Below are 19,798 nucleotides of genomic sequence, written 5' to 3' on the forward strand. Positions count from 1 at the left end.
GCGGGAATACCATTTATTCAATTGGCTCAATCGTTTTTTGCCTTTGGATAAAGTATTTGGTGAAAAACTTCCGGGTAAGGAGGAACGGCTTCCGGTCAAATATTTCTATTATTTTGGCTGGGTGGTGATCCTGCTCGTCGCTTACGAGCGGATCGGTTTTCAGTCTGAACAATATGTTCGTAATAGTATCAAACTTAAAAAGGAGGTCGACGATCTCCGGGCCGAGTACACGTCCATTCATGCGGAATACATGAAAAGTGGCCTGCAATCGGTCATCATTGAAAAAGTGAAACCCGACGGTTTGGAAGAAAACCTGACCCCTCCCAAAAAGATCATCATTAAGGAAGAAGAAGAATAACAGTTTCTGCTTTTATCCAAAAACGGTCAAATCATTCAATCAAGATAATTTTCTTCTAAACAGGCTATGAAGAACGATATTGAAAGCGGTCAGAATAATAAGAAAGCGCTGATCAGCCGGGCTAGAACAGTGGGCTGGCTTTTGCTTTTGCTGGGAATTATGGTGTTTACCAAATTGATACGTGTTCAATATTATGATACTTTCAAAGGAAAAACCTGGGCGGAGTATTCTGTCAAGAACGATCTGAAACTGGATACCATTCCTGCGATGCGGGGAAATATTTATTCGGCCGACAACAGGCTTCTGGCGACCTCCCTACCTTATTATTTTGTTGGTTTTGATACCAAAGTGGCTGATTCCGCTTACTTCTACAACAACATTGATCAGCTATCTTCTTTATTGGCCAAAAACTTTGGTGAAAACACTGCGTCCGGCTACCGCGCCAAGATCATGCGCTACCGGGTCAGTAAAAGCAAAAGATATCTGCGACTTAAATCCAAGCAGATCAGCCATTTGGACAGAGAAAAAATCAAACTATGGCCATTCTTTGCTAAAGACAAAAAAGGAGGCGGCGGAAAGTTTGAAACGATTTACAGACGGTACAAACCATTCAGTCCGATGGCCGACCGTACCATTGGCGGCATTGATCCCAAAAGTGGAAGAGGTTACATTGGCATTGAGGCAAGTTTTGATAAAAAACTGGAAGGAAAATCGGGTATTGGCTGGGTAGAAAAAGTGGAAGGTGGCGTTAAAATTCCGGTAGGTGACGCCCTGAACATACAACCAGAAGCCGGAAGGGACATTTACACCACGTTGGATATGAATTTCCAGGAACGGGCTGAAATGGCGCTGCGCAGAAAACTGATGGAAATGCAGGCGGATTTTGGCTCAGTAGTCGTGATGGAAATTGCAACGGGAGAAATTAAGGCGATGGCCAATCTCACGAAACGCGGCGATCAGAAATACGAAGAAGTTTTCAACTATGCCCTGGCAGGAAGCAATGACCCGGGGTCTACTTTCAAACTGGCGACCATGATGGCGCTGCTCGAAGAAACACATATGAATCCCGATCAAGTGATGGTCAATACCGGCACAGGTGCGCTCAGGTTCCGCAACCACATGATCAGGGACGCACATAGGGGAGGTTTTGGGAACATTACTGCTGCTCAGGTACTTGAAAAATCATCCAACATTGGTATCGTTCTGCTGATGCAAAAGTATTTTGCTTCAAAACCAGACAAGTACCTGCAATATCTCAAACAATTTCACTTGACTGTCCCCACCGGAATTCCAATGAAGGGTGAGAAGCCGCCATTGATCCGTGACCGGACTTCCAAGCACTGGAGTAATTATTCGCTTTATTTTATGGCGCATGGTTATGAAATGCAAATGACACCGCTGCAAACGCTGGCGCTGTACAATGCTGTTGCAAATGATGGTTACTGGGTGCGACCGATGATCGTGAAAGAAATCAGGAATGCAGAGGGTGTCGAGGATAAAATGATACCCTATGTCGAAGAAAAGCCGATTTGCTCGCCCGAAACGATCCGGAAAGTGAAGAAAATGCTTGAAGGAGTCGTAGAAAACGGTTTGGCAAAACATATTAAATCAGATCTTTATAAAATCGCGGGCAAAACCGGTACAGCACGTAAGCTGATCAACGGCGTTTACACGGAGGGCAAGAATTACACGTCTTTTGTGGGCTATTTCCCTGCTGATAAGCCCAAGTATAGCTGCATTGTCATCATTGATAATCCGAAGAGCTCAGGAGCGGATTACACGCGTTACGCCGGAAGTGTGGCGGCACCCGTGTTCAAGGAAGTAGCAGACAGGATTTATGCCTACGACGCCAGCATTCAAAAACCCGTGAAGGATTCGGTACCCGAAACTTCGCAGGACGTTAAATGGGCCGGAAGATCGTCAGAACTGAACATTATCAGCCGTGAATTAAAACTTACGCCAGCTCCGCAAGAAACCGAGTACGCTTCAGCGTCATTGTTCAAAAAAGGGAAAACGAAATGGAAATCCCAAAGCATTGGCTCCAAAGACATCCCCGATTTGCAGGGAATGGCGATGCGCGACGCATTATACATTCTGGAAAATAAGGGCTTCAAGGTTACTTTTAAAGGATCAGGCAAAGTGGTGGAACAATCGTTGCCGCCCGGATCCAATAAAGACGGTATTAAAACGATCCTATTAACATTACAGTAATTCCATTCATGGAAACCAATCAGGAGAAACATTTAAGCAGCATACTTGTCGATTTGAAGGACGCCACCATTCATGGTTCCGGTGATGTCGTGATTAAAAATATCATTTTAGATTCAAGAAAAGTGTTGCCAGGCAGCTTGTTCGTTGCATTAAGGGGAACACAAACTGATGGGCATCAATACATTACTACTGCTACCGGGCTGGGTGCTTCGGCGATTCTTTGCGAAGAACTGCCAGAAAATCCGGTAGGCGAAGTCACTTACATTCAAGTTGAAGATTCCGCAGCGGCTATGGGGCTGATTTCGGCGGCATTCTACGGGTACCCTTCCGGTAAACTGACTTTGGTGGGTGTGACGGGTACAAATGGTAAGACTTCTGTTGCTACATTTCTTTTCCAACTTTTCCGCGCATTGGGATACCGGTGTGGTTTGCTATCCACCGTCCAAAACCAGATCGAAGACGAGATCATTCCTTCTACCCACACGACCCCCGACTCGGTTGCATTGAACCAGCTGCTTTCAAAAATGCTGGCCAGCAATTGCAGCCACGTTTTTATGGAGGTAAGCTCACACTCCGTGGCCCAGCACCGCATTACCGGCTTACAATTTGCAGGAGGGATTTTCACCAACATTACCCACGACCACCTCGATTTTCACAAGACTTTTGATAATTACATCAAAGCCAAAAAAGGTTTCTTTGATCAGTTGCCGAAAACTGCTTTTGCACTTGTGAATGTCGACGACCGCCGCGGTTCAGTAATGGTTCAGAATACAAAAGCCAAAATAGAGACTTACTCGCTGCAGACGCTGGCGACATTTAAGGGCAAGATCATTTCCGACACCCTGGCCGGGATGCATATGGAGGTCAATCAGCAGGAGGTGTGGTTCAGGGTAATCGGACGCTTTAATGCTTATAACCTGCTATCTGTGTACGGAGCGGCGGTTTTACTAGGCGAAAAACCCGAAGAAGTACTGACTGAGCTGTCTAATCTCAAAAGTCCTCCGGGCAGGTTTGAACAATTCCATTCTAAGGATCACATTGTGGGCATCGTGGATTATGCGCACACGCCGGATGCATTGGAAAATGTACTGGAAACGATCACGCATTTGCGAAACGGAAATGAAAAAGTCATCACCATCGTAGGATGCGGGGGAAACAGGGACGCGGAAAAACGTCCAAAAATGGCTGCTATTGCTTGTAGATATAGTAATCAGGTGATCCTCACTTCGGATAATCCGAGATTTGAAGATCCGTTGGACATTCTGGAACAAATGAGAAAAGGTGTTCCTCCCCTGGATTACAAAAAAACCACAGTGATCGAAGACAGACGCGAAGCGATTTTCAAAGCCGGACTGGAAGCAAATCCTGAGGACATTATTCTGATTGCAGGAAAGGGTCACGAAAATTATCAGGACATACAGGGTGTAAAGCATCATTTTGACGACAAAGAAGTGCTTTTAGAAGTATTTGAAAAGCGGTATTCCAATTAAAAACCTGCCGGTCTTTTGCACAGTCTTTGAAAAGAAGCAACTTTGCAGCCGTCATCCCAATATGCCTTTACATGCTCTATTACTTATTTGATTATTTAGACAAGAATTTCAATATACCCGGTGCCGGTGTATTCCAATATATTTCATTCAGGGCGCTTGGAGCCACTGTTTTGTCATTATTTATTGCAGCCACCTACGGCAAATCCATCATTAATCTGCTAAGAAAAAAGCAAATGGGCGAGTCCATTCGTGACCTCGGCCTGGCCGGGCAGATGGAAAAAGCGGGTACTCCTACCATGGGAGGCTTTATCATTCTGGCGTCACTCCTGATACCGGTAGTACTTTTCGCCAAATTGAGCAATGTCTACATTGTTTTGCTGATCATTACAGCGCTTTGGACGGGGTTGATCGGGTTTATTGATGACTATTTGAAGAAATTCAAAAACAACAAGGACGGACTTCACGGCAGGTTCAAGATCGTGGGCCAGGTAGGATTAGGGCTTATTGTGGGATTGACGTTATCATTCAATGACAATGTCCGGATCAGGATTTACGACAAACCTTTACTGAGTTCTAATCTGGGTGAAATACAGCGGTACCGCGACATTATCCATCCTACCGTAACGACCATTCCTTTCACCAAAAACAACGAATTTGACTATAAGACTTTACTTTTCGGTCTACCAGAAGAATATACCTGGATTATCTACACCATTGTAGCCATTTTCATCATTACTGCCATTTCCAACGGAGCGAACATTACCGATGGAATCGACGGCCTCGCGGCGGGCGTGTCAGGGATCATTGCGCTTACGCTGGGCGTTTTGGCATACTTGTCGGGTAACACCAAGTTTTCGCAATACCTGAACCTGATGTACATTCCGAATTCGGGAGAGCTGGTAATTTTTTGTGCCGCATTTATCGGGGCCTGCGTCGGGTTTCTCTGGTATAATGCCTATCCTGCCCAGGTTTTTATGGGTGACACCGGAAGTTTAATGTTGGGAGGAGTTATTGCCGTAGTAGCGCTGGCGATCCGCAAAGAATGGCTAATACCCATCATGTGCGGTATTTTCATTGCTGAAAACCTATCTGTGATCGTACAAGTCAGCTATTTTAAATATACCAGACGGAGATTTGGAGAAGGCAGGCGTGTCTTATTGATGTCGCCGCTGCATCACCATTATCAAAAGAAAGGAATTCACGAATCGAAGATTGTGACCCGGTTCTGGATTGTGGGGATTATTCTTGCAATTCTTACGCTTGCTACATTAAAACTGAGGTAGTTAAATTTAGAAAGACTTGGTAGGTTTTGAAAACCTGCCAAGTCTCGCTAATTATCTTCCAACCGCTTCGCTATATCTCCTCGGATCGTAGCCTTTCGCAAAAAGTGGGTACTGGTCAAAAATACGTCTTACCACGCTTCGATAGTGGTTATTAGAACTTTCGACACCTTTGAAGATACCTGAGGCGTATCCTCTCCACACCACTTGATCACTTTCAGCGTCGATTAAAGAAACAATGAGCGTTCCTTTGTCCAGGGCATATTTGATGGGCTCATATCTGAAACCTTCATTCTCCGTATCTACCCAGTTTTTGATTACCGGCTGCATATAGCCCTGGTATCTGAGGTTATCATAGAAAATACCGTAATTAACCAGCAGCGTAGGTTTTTCAGCGGTAAGCTTGTAACCCCTTACCTGCATCTGGCGACGGATCGCTTCGTAAATCTCTGTACAAAGATTATTGGTATCTCTCTCACATTCCAGAAACGTATAGGAAGAGTAATCTTTAAAGTTAGTTTCGTAACTATAATCGTGCTCCACAAACACTTTTCGACCACTAGAGCACCCCGCAATTACAATTACCAGTAGTAAAACGGAATAAGTTAAAATAGACCTCAGCATAAGCATTTAATTTGTCAGGTTGTGAAAATATATATCGAGAATGTATTGAATACTCATTGACTCAACCAATAGCTTATGCCCAGATGTCCACTAAAACTATCCCAAATAGTAGGCTATTGATTTACGCATTTCAGAAGCAGAAATTACTACGTCATAAGCACATTGCCCTGCTCCTGTCAGCAATGAAAACCGCACTTCTTTTCCCTTATTTTTCTTGTCCTGGCGAGTCAGCGCGATGATTTGCTCTACATCCTCAGGTTTTATATTCACTTTGCCATAAGTGGCGAACAAAAATTCTTCAATGCTGGTCAGCGTCTCCTGGTCGATCATCTTTCGTTCAAAAGACAGATAACTTTCCATGATCATACCCACTGCAATGGCTTCTCCGTGGTACAATCGTTGATTCGCTGCTTTGTTCAAAAAAAAGGTTTCCACTGCATGTCCGAGCGTATGCCCGAAGTTGAGGATCTTTCTCAAACCTTTTTCCGTCGGGTCCTGATCTACAACTTGCTGTTTGATCTTCACCGAATGGGCAATCAGATCCTGCCAGTTTTGTCTTTCAAAATCCTTCTGCCTGATCTCATCCCACTTTACCGCGTCTGCTATCAGACAATGCTTGATAATTTCTGCAAAACCTGAGCGAATTTCTCTTTCGGGTAATGTCTTCAAAAATACCGGATCAATTAAAACACTTTTCGGAATATTGAAAACACCTAAATGATTCTTAAACCCTTGAAAATCAATTCCTAGTTTACCTCCTACACTTGCATCCACCTGCGAAAGCAATGTCGTCGGCACCTGTATAAAATCTACGCCACGCTTGTAAACTGCTGCACAAAACCCGCCCATATCACCAATCACGCCTCCACCAATGTTGATAACCAACGCATGCCGGTCCAATTCGTCATTTGTCATAGCTTCCCAGATTTTTTCGCAGGTCGCTAATGTCTTATGCGCCTCACCACCGGGAACGGTAACTATGCTATGCTTTGGCAAAAATGTCTTCAAAATGGGATAACAGTGCCTTTTTGTATTGTTATCCGCTATCACAATTACTTTCGAATACTGCGACGAACTTAGAAATTCCGGTACGCTTTCGCTTATCGGTGCAATAACTACTGACTGATTCATTCTTACTTTAATTGAGACAGGCTCATCACATGTACGATGAGTGCATCCAAATGGATGCGTTGAATTTCAGCTTTTTAAAATAATATTCTGGAAATCCCATTTAAAGATAGGAATTATTATGTTTATCAAATAATCAATTAGGTTTTGTATCCCAAGAAATTTTCGCAAACAGTACATTTTTCTTGAATCCTACCAACAGATGTCTGGTTTGCATTTTATTTCGTAAAATTGCCGACTATTTAAAATCTGGTTTACAGATATCCGTCCTTCATTTAATTATAATCTCAACGAATGAGTACTCCGCTGATTTCAGGAATTCAACAAGTAGGAATTGGTGTTCAAAATGTACCCGACGCGTGGAAATGGTACCGTCAGGTGCTGGGTTTTGATGTACCGGTATTTGATGAAAAAGCGGAAGCTCCGCTGATGACGCCTTATACCGGCGGCAAAGTTCAGCAAAGACACGCCGTTCTGGCGCTCAATATGGCTGGTGGCGGGGGTCTGGAAATATGGTCATTTACAAGCCGTACTTCGCAACCTGCTAATTTCAAGACGGAGCCGGGTGACCTCGGTATCAATGCAATCCGTTTTAAAGCGCCTGATGTTCAAAAGGCACACGCCTGGATCAAAAGCAAATCCAAAGAAGCGGTTGGACCTTTGGTAGCATTACCGGAAGGGGAAGGCTTTTGGGGAAATGATCCTTACGGAAATACATTTCAGATCACGAGCGACAACTCCTGGTTTCAGAAAACCGGCAGCGCAGTTGGTGGGGTAGCGGGCGTCATGGTAGGCGTTTCTGACATTGATAAATCGGTCGTTTTTTATAAAAATCTTTTGCAGCCGCTGGAAGTGGTTTACGACAAAACCGGCGTTTTTGAGGATCTGCCGGCATCTATCCCAGGTCAGCGTTTCAGAAGATTGCTACTGCGCAAGAGTTTCACACCCGACGGTGCATTCAGCCGCTTGCTGGGGGACATTCAGATCGAGCTGATCCAGGCATTGGACAGAACGCCTAAAAAAATATTTGAAAATCGTTTCTGGGGAGATTGCGGCTACATCCATTTGTGTTTCGACACACTGGATATGGTTGCATTAAAAACCAAATTGCAAGCTCAGGGCTACCCATTCACCATTGACAGCGAAAGTTCATTCGGTATGGAGTCTGCGGCAGGACGATTTGCCTATCTGGAAGATCCTGACGGCACATTAATAGAATTAGTGGAAACGCATAAGCTTCCCATTTTGAAAAAGATCGGCTGGTTCCTCGATATTCAGAAAAGAAAACATCAGCGACCTCTACCTGACTGGATGCTGAAACTAATGGGATTGAGTAGAGTAAAAGATTGAAAGAGAGCGAGACTTGCCAAGTCTGTGAGACTTGGTAAGTCTTGTTATCTATACTGCGCCCCCACCCAGGCCAGCAAAGGCAAAGCGAAGAATAACCCTAATCCTGCTTGCCAACCCGCAAACACACCTAAGATAACCGCAAGCAATATTACTACTACCGGGTACAGATATATTAGCAATCCAAATAGTACCGAATCATAAAAAACTGTCCTACCCGTCAGTTTAGCAGCTTTCTTAACAAAAAATGAATACACCGGCTGGTGGATCAAGCGGCCGATCGAACCGATCGTTTTTAGAACCGGATTACTTCTCTCCGGAACACCTCCAAGGAAAGCATTCAATCGCTCTTTTTTTTCCGTTTGAGGTAAATCCTCCGGTATCGTCAGAATTTCATTGTTCATTCTCGTATCTAGGATCTCATTGAATTCCCGAAGCCATTTTTCGTATTCTAATGGACTTGTCTGAATGTCTTCGGGGCCAATTTCAGTTCCAAAACGCAACGAAACGCGTTTTCCCGGACCGCGAAAATGTTCATAGTTGACGCCGGTAGGAACAACTCTCATGCTTTTCAGCGGGTCGTCGCCGTGCCAGATTTTGTAAGCCATACGCGCAGTACCTTTCCCCAGCGGCCTCAATCGCCATTCATTCACACAAATCCCCTCTGAAAATACGACTACGACATCCCCTTTTTTCAATGCATCGTGGCTTTGCTGAGCAGTAACATCATGATTTTTAACATACTGCCGCCCTTCCGATCCCCTGAATACCGGGATGAGGTTAATCAGCCGAAGCCAGAAAGCAACCGCGGGCTTTTTAAAAACATCGCCACGCGTTAAAGTATGAATGGGTCGCTGCATGACAGAACCAATGATCAATGCATCGAAAAATGAATCAGGGTGATTGGAGGCCAGCATGAGCGGCGCGCCCTTAGGAAGTTTGTTGAAATTGCTAACACTAAGCTTTTTTAGGTAAATAGGCAGTGCGAGACGGATCAGAAAACGTGAGAAGTAGTAAAACAAAATCTGAAAGGTAAGTTTTTACAAAATTATGCGATTATTTTTTTATTCCGGCAGTCGTGGTACGGTATTACGCTACTCCGAAGTTGCTACCTTTGACATTCTGTGAATTTCCTCAGGGAGCTTAACATCAACTTGCTGCAAGGCCTAATGCACATCAGTAATGCGCTTAAAAGATTATCCGGAAATTATCCGCCAAGCCTGGGCAGGTTTTGATAATTCCATCGGAGTGAAATTTGTGGAGGATATCAGTGCCAAAGTGTCTACCAATCACGTATTTAGGGTCACGCTGGACAATGATGATAAGGTCGTTGCCAAGCTTTCCTATTTCGGCAAGTATGAACATTTCAAAGAGGACCACCGGATCATACAAACGCTGTCCAACAACATGTTGTACCCGTTTGAAAATGTGCTCGCCAAGTCTCTTGTAAAAAATAATCAGGTCTATACTTACCGTTACCAGGAAGATTTTGTGGATACCTGGGTGGTATTCTACAATCCGATCAGGGCCATGAACCGCCTTCCTAAACGGCTTAATGAGGATCAGATCAGGCAACTTGGTAAAGAAGCAGCCAAATTTCACCAGGCTTGCTTCCGAGCAGGAAAATCTATCCCGAAGTCTTCCAAAAATCTTCGCACGGACATTCAGCACTTGCTGGATATTCTGGAAACTGATACTGGCCAGTACGAGCATCGCGGTTTCATTAACATCCTGAAAAGGCAATGCGATATCTTCATGAAAAATATCCAGCGGCTTAATGTCAGCTCCTTTGACCTCATGCCTGTGTTTGTGGACTGGAATATTGGTAATTTTTCTATGACCGACGACATGAAATTGTTTTCAAGATGGGATTACGACTGGTTTCGGGTTTCTTCCAGGGTGATGGATTTCTATTTTTTTAGTCGGGTTTGTTCCAATGTCGGTGATCGTACCGTGTTCAGCTACCTCATGGGCCCGCTGATGGAGGATCGTTTTATGATTTTTCTTCAGGAGTACCACAAGGTATATCCATTGACGGAAAGAGAAGTCCGGTTTATGAAAGAGGCATACCGCTTCTTCATTTTGAACTATGTGATCAAATACGGTAAATATTTCTTCCACCGATCTTACTGCACAAAACTGCAAAAAGAGGCATACGAGCTTTATTTCCCTTCTATTGACGGTTTTGACGAAGAAAAAATCCTGAGAATACTGAACATTTAGGGAATTACCTTTCAGTTCCTTTTTTTACTCCATGACACCATTACTATGATCCTCGACAATTTTAAATCTGTAATATCTAAATACGATGTGATTTTCTTTGATGCCTTTGGCGTTCTGAAAACCTATAATGGCCTCATACCCGGAATAGAGAACACATTTGCATATCTGAGAGAAACACAAAAGGATTTTTATGTCGTGACCAATGACGCTTCCAGAAGTCCCGAGCAACTGGCTGAAAGTTATGAAAAGTTAGGTATTTACGACGTCACGCCCGACCGTATCATTTCGTCGGGCATGCTGGCCAGGGAATATCTGGATTTGAAAGTGAGAAAAGGGATCGTCGCATATCTTGGGACAGATAATTCGGCACATTACATTGAAACATCGGACATTAAGACATTGTCAATCAAAGAATTGAACCTGAATGATGTAAGTGAGGTGAATGCGCTGGTATTTCTCGACGACGAGGGTTTTGACTGGAATACGGATTTGACCAAAACCCTTAACCTCCTTCGTAAGCGCAATATTCCGGTGATCGTCGCTAATACCGACAAGACCTACCCAGCTTCCAAGAGCCGTTTGTCCATTGCGGTAGGTGCATTGGCCAAAATGATCGAAGATACTATCGGCAGGCAGTTTATCCGCTTCGGGAAGCCTGATCCTCAAATGTTTATATTTGCTTACCAGCACATTAAAAACTATCCAAATGTCGATAAAAGGGACATTCTGATGGTTGGTGACACATTACATACTGATATCCTGGGCGGGAACAAATTCGGCCTGGATACTGCATTGGTTTTAACTGGAAATACCCAGGCGGAAGATGCAGAAGTGCGGATCCGGGCAACCGGGATTATCCCTACCTACATTTGCGTTTCGGCAGTTGTGGAGTAGGCTTAAAGAGACTTACCAAGTCTTGAAGACTTGGTAAGTCTAGTATTATAGTACTCTCTCACCCGCTGTGCTTCCTGCTCTGCTTCTTTCGACTTCCCGCGAACTTTGAGGATCCTGGCACGATTCGCGTGACATTTGGCTGCAACATAGGAATCTGGAAATGAGCGGGCCGAACTCGTGAAAAGGTCATACGCCTGCGACAACGAAGTCGTATCCTTCATTGACAACAATGTCTGTGCCTGCTCAAAGTCTTGCTTCCAACGTTTGGCTATCGGTGTCATACGTTCAGCCTCCTGAAATACTTTGAAAGGAGGAATTACGGGAACTACACTATTTTTAGCAGCAATTTTTGCAACCGCTTTTGAGAAAAACGCTTCGATTGCTTCGGTATAAGCCAGCGCCTCTTTACCGTTATGCTCTTCATTTTTCAATTTTTGCTCTTCTGTCGCATTTGTAAAAAACGATGCTTCTGCCAGCACGCCCGGAATTCCGTAGGTATTACGCAAAACCGAAGCACCTGCATCGGCAAAAATGGTAAAATCGGACACTAGTGAGACCGGCGCATTGCGCTGGTGCAGATGCTTTAACAAACCAGTTGCCAGTTTCTTTCCAAAATCCACGCTGGCGACATTCTCCGAGGCATTACCATGAAAATAAATGATCGGAAAATTAACTGATGAATCCGCAGTCGCATTGTGATGGATCGAAACAAACAGGTCTGCTTTGTTTTCAACAGCCAGTTTGGCCCTGTCAGGAAGAGATACTACCTTATCCTCCGTCCTGGTGATCAGCACTTTGGCACCTTTTTCTTCCAGCATTTTTTGAAGCATCAGCCCTACCCGCAGATTAATCCATTCCTCCCGCTCACCCGAAGGCCCTACCCTGTAACTATCCGTCAGCGCTGTACCTCCGTGCCCGGGATCTATACAAATGGTTTTTCCACTTAAAGTGCTCCCCGTTTTTTGGGCATAACTTTGCAGGGTTAGCAAGAAAAAAAGAAGCGAAAACAGATTTTTCATAGGTTGACATTGTCAATTTGATGATAAAATAGGGATCATTCCGCGGATCGGCAAGCAATCTTATTTTAATAACTTGTTTCTCCGATTTCCTGCTATTTTTGCCAGATCTTACTAGTACTTATTACTCATAACACACACAAAATGTTAGCTAAAACTTACGGAAGTGCCGTCTTCGGCGTGGATGCCACTGTGATTACCGTTGAAGTAAATGTCGGACAGGGACTTGGTTTTTTCATGGTTGGTCTTGCCGACAGTGCGGTAAAAGAAAGCCAGCAACGCGTAGAAGCCTCCCTCAAATACTTCGGCTACAAAATGCCCCGGCAAAAGCTGGTCGTCAACCTGGCGCCTGCCGACATTCGCAAAGAAGGCTCGGCCTACGACTTACCCATTGCGCTGTGCACGCTTCTTTCCTCCGAACAAATTACCCCTGAACGTAACCTCGAAGATTACATTATCATGGGAGAACTATCGCTGGATGGTATTCTCAGGCCTATCAAAGGTGTGCTGCCCATTGCGATTGAAGCGCGTAAGCAGGGGTTCAAAGGTTTTGTACTGCCTGCTGAAAACGCACATGAAGCTGCGATTGTCAACAATATTGATGTGATACCGGTAGAAACGCTTACCGACGCCATTGCTTTTTTTGAAGGCAAGCTGGCCATTGAACCTCTGACGATCGATACCCGTGATATATTCTTCACTTCCCAAAATGAGTACGACGCTGATTTTGAGCATGTGCAGGGGCAGGAAAATATAAAGCGTGCGCTGGAAATAACCGCCGCCGGCGGGCATAATGCTATCATGATCGGCCCGCCTGGTTCAGGAAAAACGATGTTGGCTAAACGCATTCCCAGCATACTTCCACCACTGAGCTTGCCCGAAGCATTGGAGACAACCAAGATCCATTCGGTAGCTGGGAAATTAGGCAAAAAGGCCACTCTCGTTTCCAGAAGACCGTTTCGCTCTCCACACCATTCCATTAGCGATGTTGCTTTGGTAGGTGGTGGCAGTTATCCACAACCCGGAGAAATTTCGCTGGCACATAATGGGGTACTTTTTTTGGATGAGCTTCCCGAGTTCAAAAGATCTGTATTAGAAGTGATGCGTCAACCATTGGAAGAACGAAAAGTGACCATTTCGAGGGCAAAAATGGCCGTAGAATTTCCATCCAATTTCATGCTGATTGCCAGTATGAACCCGTGCCCGTGCGGCTACTACAATCATCCCGAGAAAAACTGCGTTTGCGGACCGGGCGTCGTGCAAAAGTACCTCAACAAAATCAGCGGCCCCCTACTAGATCGCATTGACCTTCACGTCGAAGTAACGCCCGTTTCCTTTGACCAGATCGCCTCGACCCGAAAATCTGAAAGCAGCGAACAGATCCGGGAGCGGGTTATTCAGGCCAGAAAACGCCAAACGGAGCGGTTCAAAGACAAAAAGGAAATCTATTCCAATGCCATGATGCCGCCGGAAATGGTGAAAGAGATTTGCGTGATCGAAGAAGTGGGAAAAGCTTTGTTGCGTAAAGCAATGGAGCGACTAGGCCTCTCAGCGCGTGCCTATGACCGCATTTTGAAAGTTTCCAGAACAATAGCAGACCTGGCCGGAAGTGATGATATTAAAGTTGAACATTTGGCAGAAGCGATCCAATATCGCAGCCTCGATAGAGAAAATTGGGCTGGGTAAGATACCATACAACTAAAAAAATGACACATACTTACAAACAATTAAGAGATGGTGCAATTGCTAGCCTTCTCGAACAACCAGACATTCATTTAATTATTGATCGCATTAATAATGTTTTGCGAGAGGAACGGCTTATGCTTCCTAACTTTTACATTAATAATTTAAAAAGAGAAAAGAGTGAGTTCATCAATGGCTCTTTTGAGCCCCTTCTATCATTCCCCTTAGAGGACGAAGTCTGCTTATTACTGGGAAAATTACTGAATGAGTTCGTAAACGAAAATCCGGTGGGTTTCCTTGTATTTAATTCAACGATTATCAGGCCCATAAAATTGAAGAATACTGGATCATTGATCCTGAAAAGCAAACTTTGGAACAATATCATCTCCAAAACAGTGAGTATGTTCTGGTTTTAAATGCGGCTTATGGAGATGTTCAGAGTTTCGTTTTGGACGGCTTTCAAATTCCAATTGCGGCTATTTTTAACGAAGCCGATAATTTAAAAACAATCCAAAACTTCTGATCCCTAAAGTTCTTCTATACTAACACCTCCCAGTTCCTGAAATAACGTCTGCCAGTAATGGGTGATATGCGGGTTGTTTTCTTTGGTGGAGGCTGTGGGTTCGAATGGAGAAACAATCGTAACCTGTGGCGATCCAATCGTATATTTATCCAGCTTTTTAATATCTGCTTTGGCCTCTTGTTCCGCCTGAGAATCGTCTTTGGGCGGGTTAATGTGAAAATCTCTCCTGTCTGAACCTTTTACACTTTCGATCATATCACTGAAATAGTAAACCTTCACCTGCGAACCAGTCTCGCCTGCTTTGGCAATAACCGGCAAACTGGCCCAGATGTCGGTTGAGAGATTAGAAGCTCCCGTATTTTGCTGATTTAACTTGGCTAAAAGCTGCCGCAAATAAATGCTCTTTTCCTTTTGCAATGACAACTGGAATGCAGTTTCGATACCCTCCATATCCGTTGCATTAGCACCGGCAACATTATCTTTTTCACTTCTGACAGCTAGCGACAATGCTCTGGCCTTGGAGGTGTTTTCATGGATAAAATATACTTCCAGTTTATCTCCCTTATTTTTCATGTTATTTTCAACAATGTCAGTCAGTGCTTGGCGGTACTTTTCATTGACATAGTTTTTATCCACGTGCACGCTTTGCGTTTTATCCATAAAAACCAAGGTAAAAACCGGCGCTTCGGCAACGCTCTTTGTCGTTTCTTTCTCGTCTCCGCACGACGCGAGCGCGAGTAACATTCCGGATAGCAGCACCAATTTTCGATGCAGCAAACTTTTTCTGAAAAGGGGGTGATTTCTCTGAGGATTCATAGATTGAAATTATTTAGCGAAACTAATTGGTTCACAAATATCACACAACGCCAAACGGACGTACGGTAGAAATATTTTAATAAAAAAAGAAAATCCCTTCAAAACACATGCCTTGAAGGGATTTTTGTCTTAATATTTATTTCCGAACCTATTTGTTTTGCTGTTGGATCATTTCAACCAATTCCTCCGAAATACCTGTTGAAGAATAGCCGCCGTCGTGATACAGGTTTTGCATTGTCACGAAACGGGTGAGGTCCGAGAACAATGTGATCGCATAATTCGCGCAGTCGTCCGCCGTAGCGTTGCCCAGCGGGCTCATTTTTTGAGCAAATTCGTAAAATGCATCAAATCCTTCTATCCCTGATCCTGCTTTCGTTTTGGTTGGCGACTGGGAAATGGTGTTAACCCTTACATTTTTCGCTTTTCCATAACGATAGCCATAGCTGCGGGCAATGCTTTCCAGCAATGCTTTTGCCTCAGCCATATCGCTATAAAAAGAGTAGGTACGCTGAGCAGCAATGTAGGATAATGCCACAACCGATCCCCAATCATTGATAGCATCCAGCTTCTCCCCTACCTGCAAAAATTTGTGCAATGATAGCGCGGAAATATCAAGTCCTTTCTGAAACCATTCGTAGTTAAGGTCGCCATAAGCCTTGCCTTTACGCACATTGACAGACATACCGATGGAGTGCAGGACGAAGTCGATCTTACCACCCAAAATCTCCACTGACTGGGTATACAGATTTTCAATATCTTCAACAGAAGTAGCGTCGGCAGGAATGATCTGAGCGTCGCACTGTTTAGCCAATTCATGGATTGCACCCATTCTCATGGCGATAGGGGCGTTAGTCAATGTGAATATAGCACCTTCTTCTTTTGCCTTTAACGCTACTTTCCAGGCGATCGAGTTTTCGTCCAATGCCCCTGAGATAATTCCTCTTTTTCCTTTTAATAAACCGTAAGCCATGTTTTCCTTTTTATTGTAGATTAATTAGGATCTGTCCGTTTAGGGCGGCAAAGTAAAGCATTTTTAGCGGGTTAAACCAGATTCCCAGCCCGATCCGAAATTTGCCGACTACCTTTTCAAGGTTGCAAAACGAGTTTTTCTACTGGTTTCAAATGAAGCTTTTCCTGAAAAAACTGGTCTGTTGCGTCATAAACACCTTTTACATCTTTGGAGCGCAACCTGGACCCGATCACATGATCGCCACTTTCAGGAAACGCTTTTTCAACTTTTAACTCGTCCGGCGTTCCCAGCAATGGAAACATATCCTGAATGGCTTTCACCGAAACGACTTTATCTTGCTCCTTTTCATTTTTATAATAATATCCAACAAAAATCGGTTGCTTGATCTGTGCAAAAACCTCCGGACGTGAGATCGCATCCATCATTTGTTGCAATGTCACCAATCCATTGGTATGGTAACCTTGCAGCCAGAAATTTGCACGTTCCGGTATAGAATCTTTTGACACATTATGGTCTCCGATCACATTATGCAGGATTTGCTTCCCCCACGGGCCGGTGATCAATTTCAGTGTCGAATTAGCCACTTTGATGCACGGTGAATAAAGCACTACTCCCTTAATCTCCGGATGCGTCGCTGCGAGGTAAACCGTAAGAAGACCTCCCGCAGAAGTTCCGATGACAATTACACTATCCCCGATCGCTTTTCCAATGGCCAAAGCTCTTTTTGCTCCTGCCATAAAGTTAGCCGGGGTAAGATCATCCAAAGCATTGGTGTCGGCGATACCGGCATCGTGCATACGCGACAGGTATAAATTAGCTCCGTACCTTTTTGCAAGATCCTTATGTATCGGATCACCCTCCGCCCAGCTGGCCCCGAATCCGTGAATGTAGACAATGCTGTAAGGCGTCTTTTGCTTTTTGGAGCTGTCGGCCCAAACAATGCGTGCCTCATTATCTGGTTTGAGATAGGGGGTGGCGTTTTCAAGTTTGTTGACCTCCTCTTCCAGTTTCGGCAAGTCAGACGTGATCGTTGGTAAAACTGGCGTAAGCTTTGCTTCCGGAACTTTTGGTCCGACAAAGTATACAATGCCCAGTATTACGAATAACGCAACGATCCATACAATGAATTTTAACATTTTTTATGAGTTAAGAAGGTTTATCAATACTATCTTGCAAACATATTTAATTATCCGTTCCAATGCCCAATCTTTTACTAGTAGAGGATGATGCCAATCTTGGATCTTTACTTCAGGAATATCTGATAGATAAAGGCTTCCCTACCGACCTTGCTACTGATGGGCAGAAAGGATGGCAGTCTTTTGTTGATAAAACTTACGATCTCTGCATATTCGATGTGATGATGCCGAAGAAAGATGGTTTTTCACTAGCCAAAGAAGTCAGAATGAGTGGACGCGATGTGCCCATTATTTTTCTGACTGCCAAATCAATGAAGGAAGACACTATGCAGGGTTTCAGGGTAGGTGCCGACGATTACGTAACCAAGCCTTTTGACCGCGAAGAGTTGCTGCTCCGCATTGAAGCCATCCTCCGAAGATACAAAAAACAACCAGACGCTCCCGAAGAAGCTAAGGTTTTTCAGGTAGGTCAATTTATTTTCGATTACAGTCACCAGCAATTGACGACCAATGATAAATCCGCCAGGCTTACCAGCAAGGAATCCGAGCTGCTCCGACTTTTCTGCCAAAATCTTAATCAGCCTATTAGCCGTAGCTTTGCGCTCAAAACCATCTGGGGCGACGATTCGTATTTCAATGCAAGAAGTATGGACGTTTACATTACCAAATTGCGAAAATATTTAAGAGAAGACCCATCCATTCAGATCATGAACCTACACGGAGAAGGTTTTAAGTTGATGGTTGGGTAAAATAGGAAATCAAAATGATCAATTTATCCCGTCGTCCGCGACGCAATAGAAAGTCCTCTGCCATAAGAGATCTTGTACAGGAAACTACACTGCAGGTCTCCGATTTGATATACCCCATGTTCGTTGTGGATGGCACAGGCCAAAAAAGTGAGGTGAAATCCATGCCAGGCATATACCGCTATTCGCTGGATAACCTGCTGGAAGAACTGAAAGAAGTGTCCGATCTGGGCATTCGCGCGATCGATCTTTTTCCAAATTATTCGGAAAGCAAAAAAGATAAGTTTGCCTCGGAAAGCTATCACGAAAACACTTTCTATCTCAGGGCCATTACCGCCATTAAGGAGCAGTTTCCTGAGCTTGTGATCATGACTGACGTCGCTATGGACCCTTACAGTTCCGACGGCCATGACGGATTGGTGGAACACGGCAAGATATTAAACGATGCCACGCTGGAAATTCTCGGTAATATGTCGCTGGCACAAGCAAAAGCAGGCGCTGACATACTCGGACCGAGCGATATGATGGATGGCCGTGTGGGCTACATCCGCAAGCACCTTGACGCTCACGGCTTCACTGATGTGAGCATTATGTCCTATTCTGCCAAATACGCCAGCGCTTTTTACGGTCCGTTCCGTGATGCATTGGAATCGGCACCAAAATTTGGTGACAAAAAGACTTACCAGATGAATCCCGCGAACAAACGTGAGGCTTTACTCGAAGCACAGCTGGATTTTGAAGAAGGCGCTGACATGCTGATGGTAAAGCCTGCGCTATCCTACCTTGACATTATCCGCCTTTTAGACGAAAATTTCGACATACCCATCGCCGCCTATAATGTTTCCGGTGAATACGCTATGATCAAAGCCGCTGCGCAAAACGGCTGGCTGGATGGTGATCGTGCTATGATGGAGGTACTCACGAGCATTAGAAGAGCTGGCGCAAAATGTATTTTGACATACTTTGCGAAAGAGGCTGCTGTGATTTTGAATGGGTAATGAATTCAAATTCTCTTCAATTTGATATGGCAGGGTTTTCGGATTCTGCCTTATTTTTTGCTTTTTAGGTATATTATAGAAGGAATCGTTTCTTTGCCAGAAGAATAAAATTGGATTCACCATATGACCGTTTCCGAACTCATAAAACATCTAACCGTTATGCCTCAAGACGCTATCGTAGTGACGGAAGGTTACGAAGATGGCTTTGATATCATCAGAAAGGTTTCGTTGATGAAAGTCGAAGAAAATCCAGAAAAGCGATGGTGGGTGGGGAAATATATTGATAGCGAAAAAGCAGAAGCTGTGGAAGTAGTGTTTCTGAATGCAGAAACCAAAGCAGAAAAGATATGAGCTA

19 protein-coding genes are annotated in these 19,798 nt (G+C 44.3%); 12 read left to right on the forward strand and 7 right to left on the reverse strand.

The window, feature by feature from the left end:
• Positions 1 to 43: 43 nt before the first annotated feature.
• From ABIO93_RS00765 to mraY, 4 genes are all read left to right on the forward strand, one after another.
• The gene (locus ABIO93_RS00765) at positions 44 to 358 is read left to right on the forward strand and encodes an FtsL-like putative cell division protein (RefSeq protein WP_348063530.1); all 315 of its coding nucleotides are present in this window, start codon (positions 44 to 46) and stop codon (positions 356 to 358) included.
• A 66-nt stretch (positions 359 to 424) separates the two neighbouring features.
• Entirely contained in the window at positions 425 to 2,569 is a 2,145-nt protein-coding gene (locus ABIO93_RS00770) for a penicillin-binding protein (RefSeq protein WP_348063531.1), read from the forward strand.
• Positions 2,570 to 2,577: 8 nt separating this feature from the next.
• The gene (locus tag ABIO93_RS00775; RefSeq protein WP_348063532.1) at positions 2,578 to 4,059 is read left to right on the forward strand and encodes a UDP-N-acetylmuramoyl-L-alanyl-D-glutamate--2,6-diaminopimelate ligase; all 1,482 of its coding nucleotides are present in this window, start codon (positions 2,578 to 2,580) and stop codon (positions 4,057 to 4,059) included.
• 71 nt (positions 4,060 to 4,130) lie between these two features.
• The gene (gene mraY / locus ABIO93_RS00780) at positions 4,131 to 5,342 is read left to right on the forward strand and encodes a phospho-N-acetylmuramoyl-pentapeptide-transferase (protein ID WP_348063533.1); all 1,212 of its coding nucleotides are present in this window, start codon (positions 4,131 to 4,133) and stop codon (positions 5,340 to 5,342) included.
• Between the two features lie 51 nt (positions 5,343 to 5,393).
• Here the strand turns inward: mraY and ABIO93_RS00785 are convergent, their stop codons facing one another.
• Both ABIO93_RS00785 and aroB read right to left on the reverse strand, forming a co-directional pair.
• On the reverse strand, positions 5,394 to 5,969 hold the full coding sequence (locus ABIO93_RS00785; RefSeq protein WP_244822590.1) for a DUF4136 domain-containing protein: 576 nt from the start codon (positions 5,967 to 5,969) through the stop codon (positions 5,394 to 5,396).
• A 90-nt stretch (positions 5,970 to 6,059) separates the two neighbouring features.
• Positions 6,060 to 7,094 (reverse strand): 3-dehydroquinate synthase, encoded by a 1,035-nt coding sequence (gene aroB, locus ABIO93_RS00790; protein WP_348063534.1) that lies wholly within the window; start codon positions 7,092 to 7,094, stop codon positions 6,060 to 6,062.
• Between the two features lie 291 nt (positions 7,095 to 7,385).
• Here aroB and ABIO93_RS00795 point away from each other — a divergent pair, with 291 nt between their 5' ends.
• Positions 7,386 to 8,441 (forward strand): VOC family protein, encoded by a 1,056-nt coding sequence (locus tag ABIO93_RS00795; protein WP_348063535.1) that lies wholly within the window; start codon positions 7,386 to 7,388, stop codon positions 8,439 to 8,441.
• A gap of 44 nt (positions 8,442 to 8,485) precedes the next feature.
• Here the strand turns inward: ABIO93_RS00795 and ABIO93_RS00800 are convergent, their stop codons facing one another.
• Positions 8,486 to 9,460 carry a 1-acyl-sn-glycerol-3-phosphate acyltransferase gene (locus ABIO93_RS00800; protein ID WP_348063536.1) on the reverse strand — a complete coding sequence of 325 codons (975 nt, stop codon included), beginning with the start codon at positions 9,458 to 9,460 and terminating at the stop codon, positions 8,486 to 8,488.
• Between the two features lie 160 nt (positions 9,461 to 9,620).
• Between ABIO93_RS00800 and ABIO93_RS00805 the strand changes: the two genes are divergently transcribed.
• Positions 9,621 to 10,661: a hypothetical protein gene (locus tag ABIO93_RS00805; RefSeq protein WP_348063537.1), complete on the forward strand. Its 1,041-nt coding sequence runs from the start codon at positions 9,621 to 9,623 to the stop codon at positions 10,659 to 10,661.
• A 45-nt stretch (positions 10,662 to 10,706) separates the two neighbouring features.
• Positions 10,707 to 11,555, forward strand: a complete 849-nt coding sequence (locus ABIO93_RS00810) for a TIGR01459 family HAD-type hydrolase (protein ID WP_348063538.1) — start codon at positions 10,707 to 10,709, stop codon at positions 11,553 to 11,555.
• A gap of 2 nt (positions 11,556 to 11,557) precedes the next feature.
• Here the strand turns inward: ABIO93_RS00810 and ABIO93_RS00815 are convergent, their stop codons facing one another.
• Entirely contained in the window at positions 11,558 to 12,574 is a 1,017-nt protein-coding gene (locus ABIO93_RS00815; RefSeq protein WP_348063539.1) for an N-acetylmuramoyl-L-alanine amidase, read from the reverse strand.
• 141 nt (positions 12,575 to 12,715) lie between these two features.
• Here ABIO93_RS00815 and ABIO93_RS00820 point away from each other — a divergent pair, with 141 nt between their 5' ends.
• Both ABIO93_RS00820 and ABIO93_RS00825 read left to right on the forward strand, forming a co-directional pair.
• Positions 12,716 to 14,257, forward strand: coding sequence for a YifB family Mg chelatase-like AAA ATPase (locus tag ABIO93_RS00820; protein WP_348063540.1), 1,542 nt, complete (start codon positions 12,716 to 12,718; stop codon positions 14,255 to 14,257).
• A gap of 20 nt (positions 14,258 to 14,277) precedes the next feature.
• Positions 14,278 to 14,670: a hypothetical protein gene (locus ABIO93_RS00825; protein WP_348063541.1), complete on the forward strand. Its 393-nt coding sequence runs from the start codon at positions 14,278 to 14,280 to the stop codon at positions 14,668 to 14,670.
• Positions 14,671 to 14,780: 110 nt separating this feature from the next.
• On the opposite strand, the gene ABIO93_RS00830 is transcribed toward ABIO93_RS00825, so the two are convergent.
• The 3 genes from ABIO93_RS00830 to ABIO93_RS00840 all read right to left on the reverse strand — a co-directional run bounded on the left by ABIO93_RS00830 (position 14,781) and on the right by ABIO93_RS00840 (position 17,699).
• Positions 14,781 to 15,593, reverse strand: a complete 813-nt coding sequence (locus ABIO93_RS00830) for a hypothetical protein (protein WP_348063542.1) — start codon at positions 15,591 to 15,593, stop codon at positions 14,781 to 14,783.
• Between the two features lie 148 nt (positions 15,594 to 15,741).
• On the reverse strand, positions 15,742 to 16,563 hold the full coding sequence (locus tag ABIO93_RS00835) for an SDR family oxidoreductase (RefSeq protein ID WP_348063543.1): 822 nt from the start codon (positions 16,561 to 16,563) through the stop codon (positions 15,742 to 15,744).
• A gap of 116 nt (positions 16,564 to 16,679) precedes the next feature.
• On the reverse strand, positions 16,680 to 17,699 hold the full coding sequence (locus ABIO93_RS00840; RefSeq protein WP_348063544.1) for an alpha/beta hydrolase: 1,020 nt from the start codon (positions 17,697 to 17,699) through the stop codon (positions 16,680 to 16,682).
• 62 nt (positions 17,700 to 17,761) lie between these two features.
• Here ABIO93_RS00840 and ABIO93_RS00845 point away from each other — a divergent pair, with 62 nt between their 5' ends.
• From ABIO93_RS00845 to ABIO93_RS00855, 3 genes are all read left to right on the forward strand, one after another.
• A complete protein-coding gene (locus ABIO93_RS00845) occupies positions 17,762 to 18,448 on the forward strand; it encodes a response regulator transcription factor (protein WP_348063545.1) in 687 nt (228 codons plus the stop codon).
• A 14-nt stretch (positions 18,449 to 18,462) separates the two neighbouring features.
• Positions 18,463 to 19,443: a porphobilinogen synthase gene (hemB, locus tag ABIO93_RS00850; protein WP_348063546.1), complete on the forward strand. Its 981-nt coding sequence runs from the start codon at positions 18,463 to 18,465 to the stop codon at positions 19,441 to 19,443.
• A gap of 159 nt (positions 19,444 to 19,602) precedes the next feature.
• The gene (locus tag ABIO93_RS00855) at positions 19,603 to 19,794 is read left to right on the forward strand and encodes a hypothetical protein (protein ID WP_348063547.1); all 192 of its coding nucleotides are present in this window, start codon (positions 19,603 to 19,605) and stop codon (positions 19,792 to 19,794) included.
• The last annotated feature ends 4 nt before the right edge of the window (positions 19,795 to 19,798 follow it).

Origin of the sequence: Dyadobacter sp., assembly GCF_039919315.1 — a bacterium.
Lineage (GTDB): Bacteria > Bacteroidota > Bacteroidia > Cytophagales > Spirosomataceae > Dyadobacter.

Excerpts from the sequence above, each read along its gene's own strand:
- ABIO93_RS00770 (WP_348063531.1), top strand. The coding sequence starts at position 425 with ATGAAGAACGATATTGAAAGCGGTCAGAATAATAAGAAAGCGCTGATC.
- ABIO93_RS00775 (WP_348063532.1), top strand. The coding sequence starts at position 2,578 with ATGGAAACCAATCAGGAGAAACATTTAAGCAGCATACTTGTCGATTTG.
- mraY (WP_348063533.1), top strand. The coding sequence starts at position 4,131 with ATGCTCTATTACTTATTTGATTATTTAGACAAGAATTTCAATATACCC.
- ABIO93_RS00785 (WP_244822590.1), bottom strand. The coding sequence starts at position 5,969 with ATGCTTATGCTGAGGTCTATTTTAACTTATTCCGTTTTACTACTGGTA.
- aroB (WP_348063534.1), bottom strand. The coding sequence starts at position 7,094 with ATGAATCAGTCAGTAGTTATTGCACCGATAAGCGAAAGCGTACCGGAA.
- ABIO93_RS00795 (WP_348063535.1), top strand. The coding sequence starts at position 7,386 with ATGAGTACTCCGCTGATTTCAGGAATTCAACAAGTAGGAATTGGTGTT.
- ABIO93_RS00805 (WP_348063537.1), top strand. The coding sequence starts at position 9,621 with ATGCGCTTAAAAGATTATCCGGAAATTATCCGCCAAGCCTGGGCAGGT.
- ABIO93_RS00810 (WP_348063538.1), top strand. The coding sequence starts at position 10,707 with ATGATCCTCGACAATTTTAAATCTGTAATATCTAAATACGATGTGATT.
- ABIO93_RS00815 (WP_348063539.1), bottom strand. The coding sequence starts at position 12,574 with ATGAAAAATCTGTTTTCGCTTCTTTTTTTCTTGCTAACCCTGCAAAGT.
- ABIO93_RS00820 (WP_348063540.1), top strand. The coding sequence starts at position 12,716 with ATGTTAGCTAAAACTTACGGAAGTGCCGTCTTCGGCGTGGATGCCACT.
- ABIO93_RS00825 (WP_348063541.1), top strand. The coding sequence starts at position 14,278 with ATGACACATACTTACAAACAATTAAGAGATGGTGCAATTGCTAGCCTT.
- ABIO93_RS00830 (WP_348063542.1), bottom strand. The coding sequence starts at position 15,593 with ATGAATCCTCAGAGAAATCACCCCCTTTTCAGAAAAAGTTTGCTGCAT.
- ABIO93_RS00835 (WP_348063543.1), bottom strand. The coding sequence starts at position 16,563 with ATGGCTTACGGTTTATTAAAAGGAAAAAGAGGAATTATCTCAGGGGCA.
- ABIO93_RS00840 (WP_348063544.1), bottom strand. The coding sequence starts at position 17,699 with ATGTTAAAATTCATTGTATGGATCGTTGCGTTATTCGTAATACTGGGC.
- ABIO93_RS00845 (WP_348063545.1), top strand. The coding sequence starts at position 17,762 with ATGCCCAATCTTTTACTAGTAGAGGATGATGCCAATCTTGGATCTTTA.
- hemB (WP_348063546.1), top strand. The coding sequence starts at position 18,463 with ATGATCAATTTATCCCGTCGTCCGCGACGCAATAGAAAGTCCTCTGCC.
- ABIO93_RS00855 (WP_348063547.1), top strand. The coding sequence starts at position 19,603 with ATGCCTCAAGACGCTATCGTAGTGACGGAAGGTTACGAAGATGGCTTT.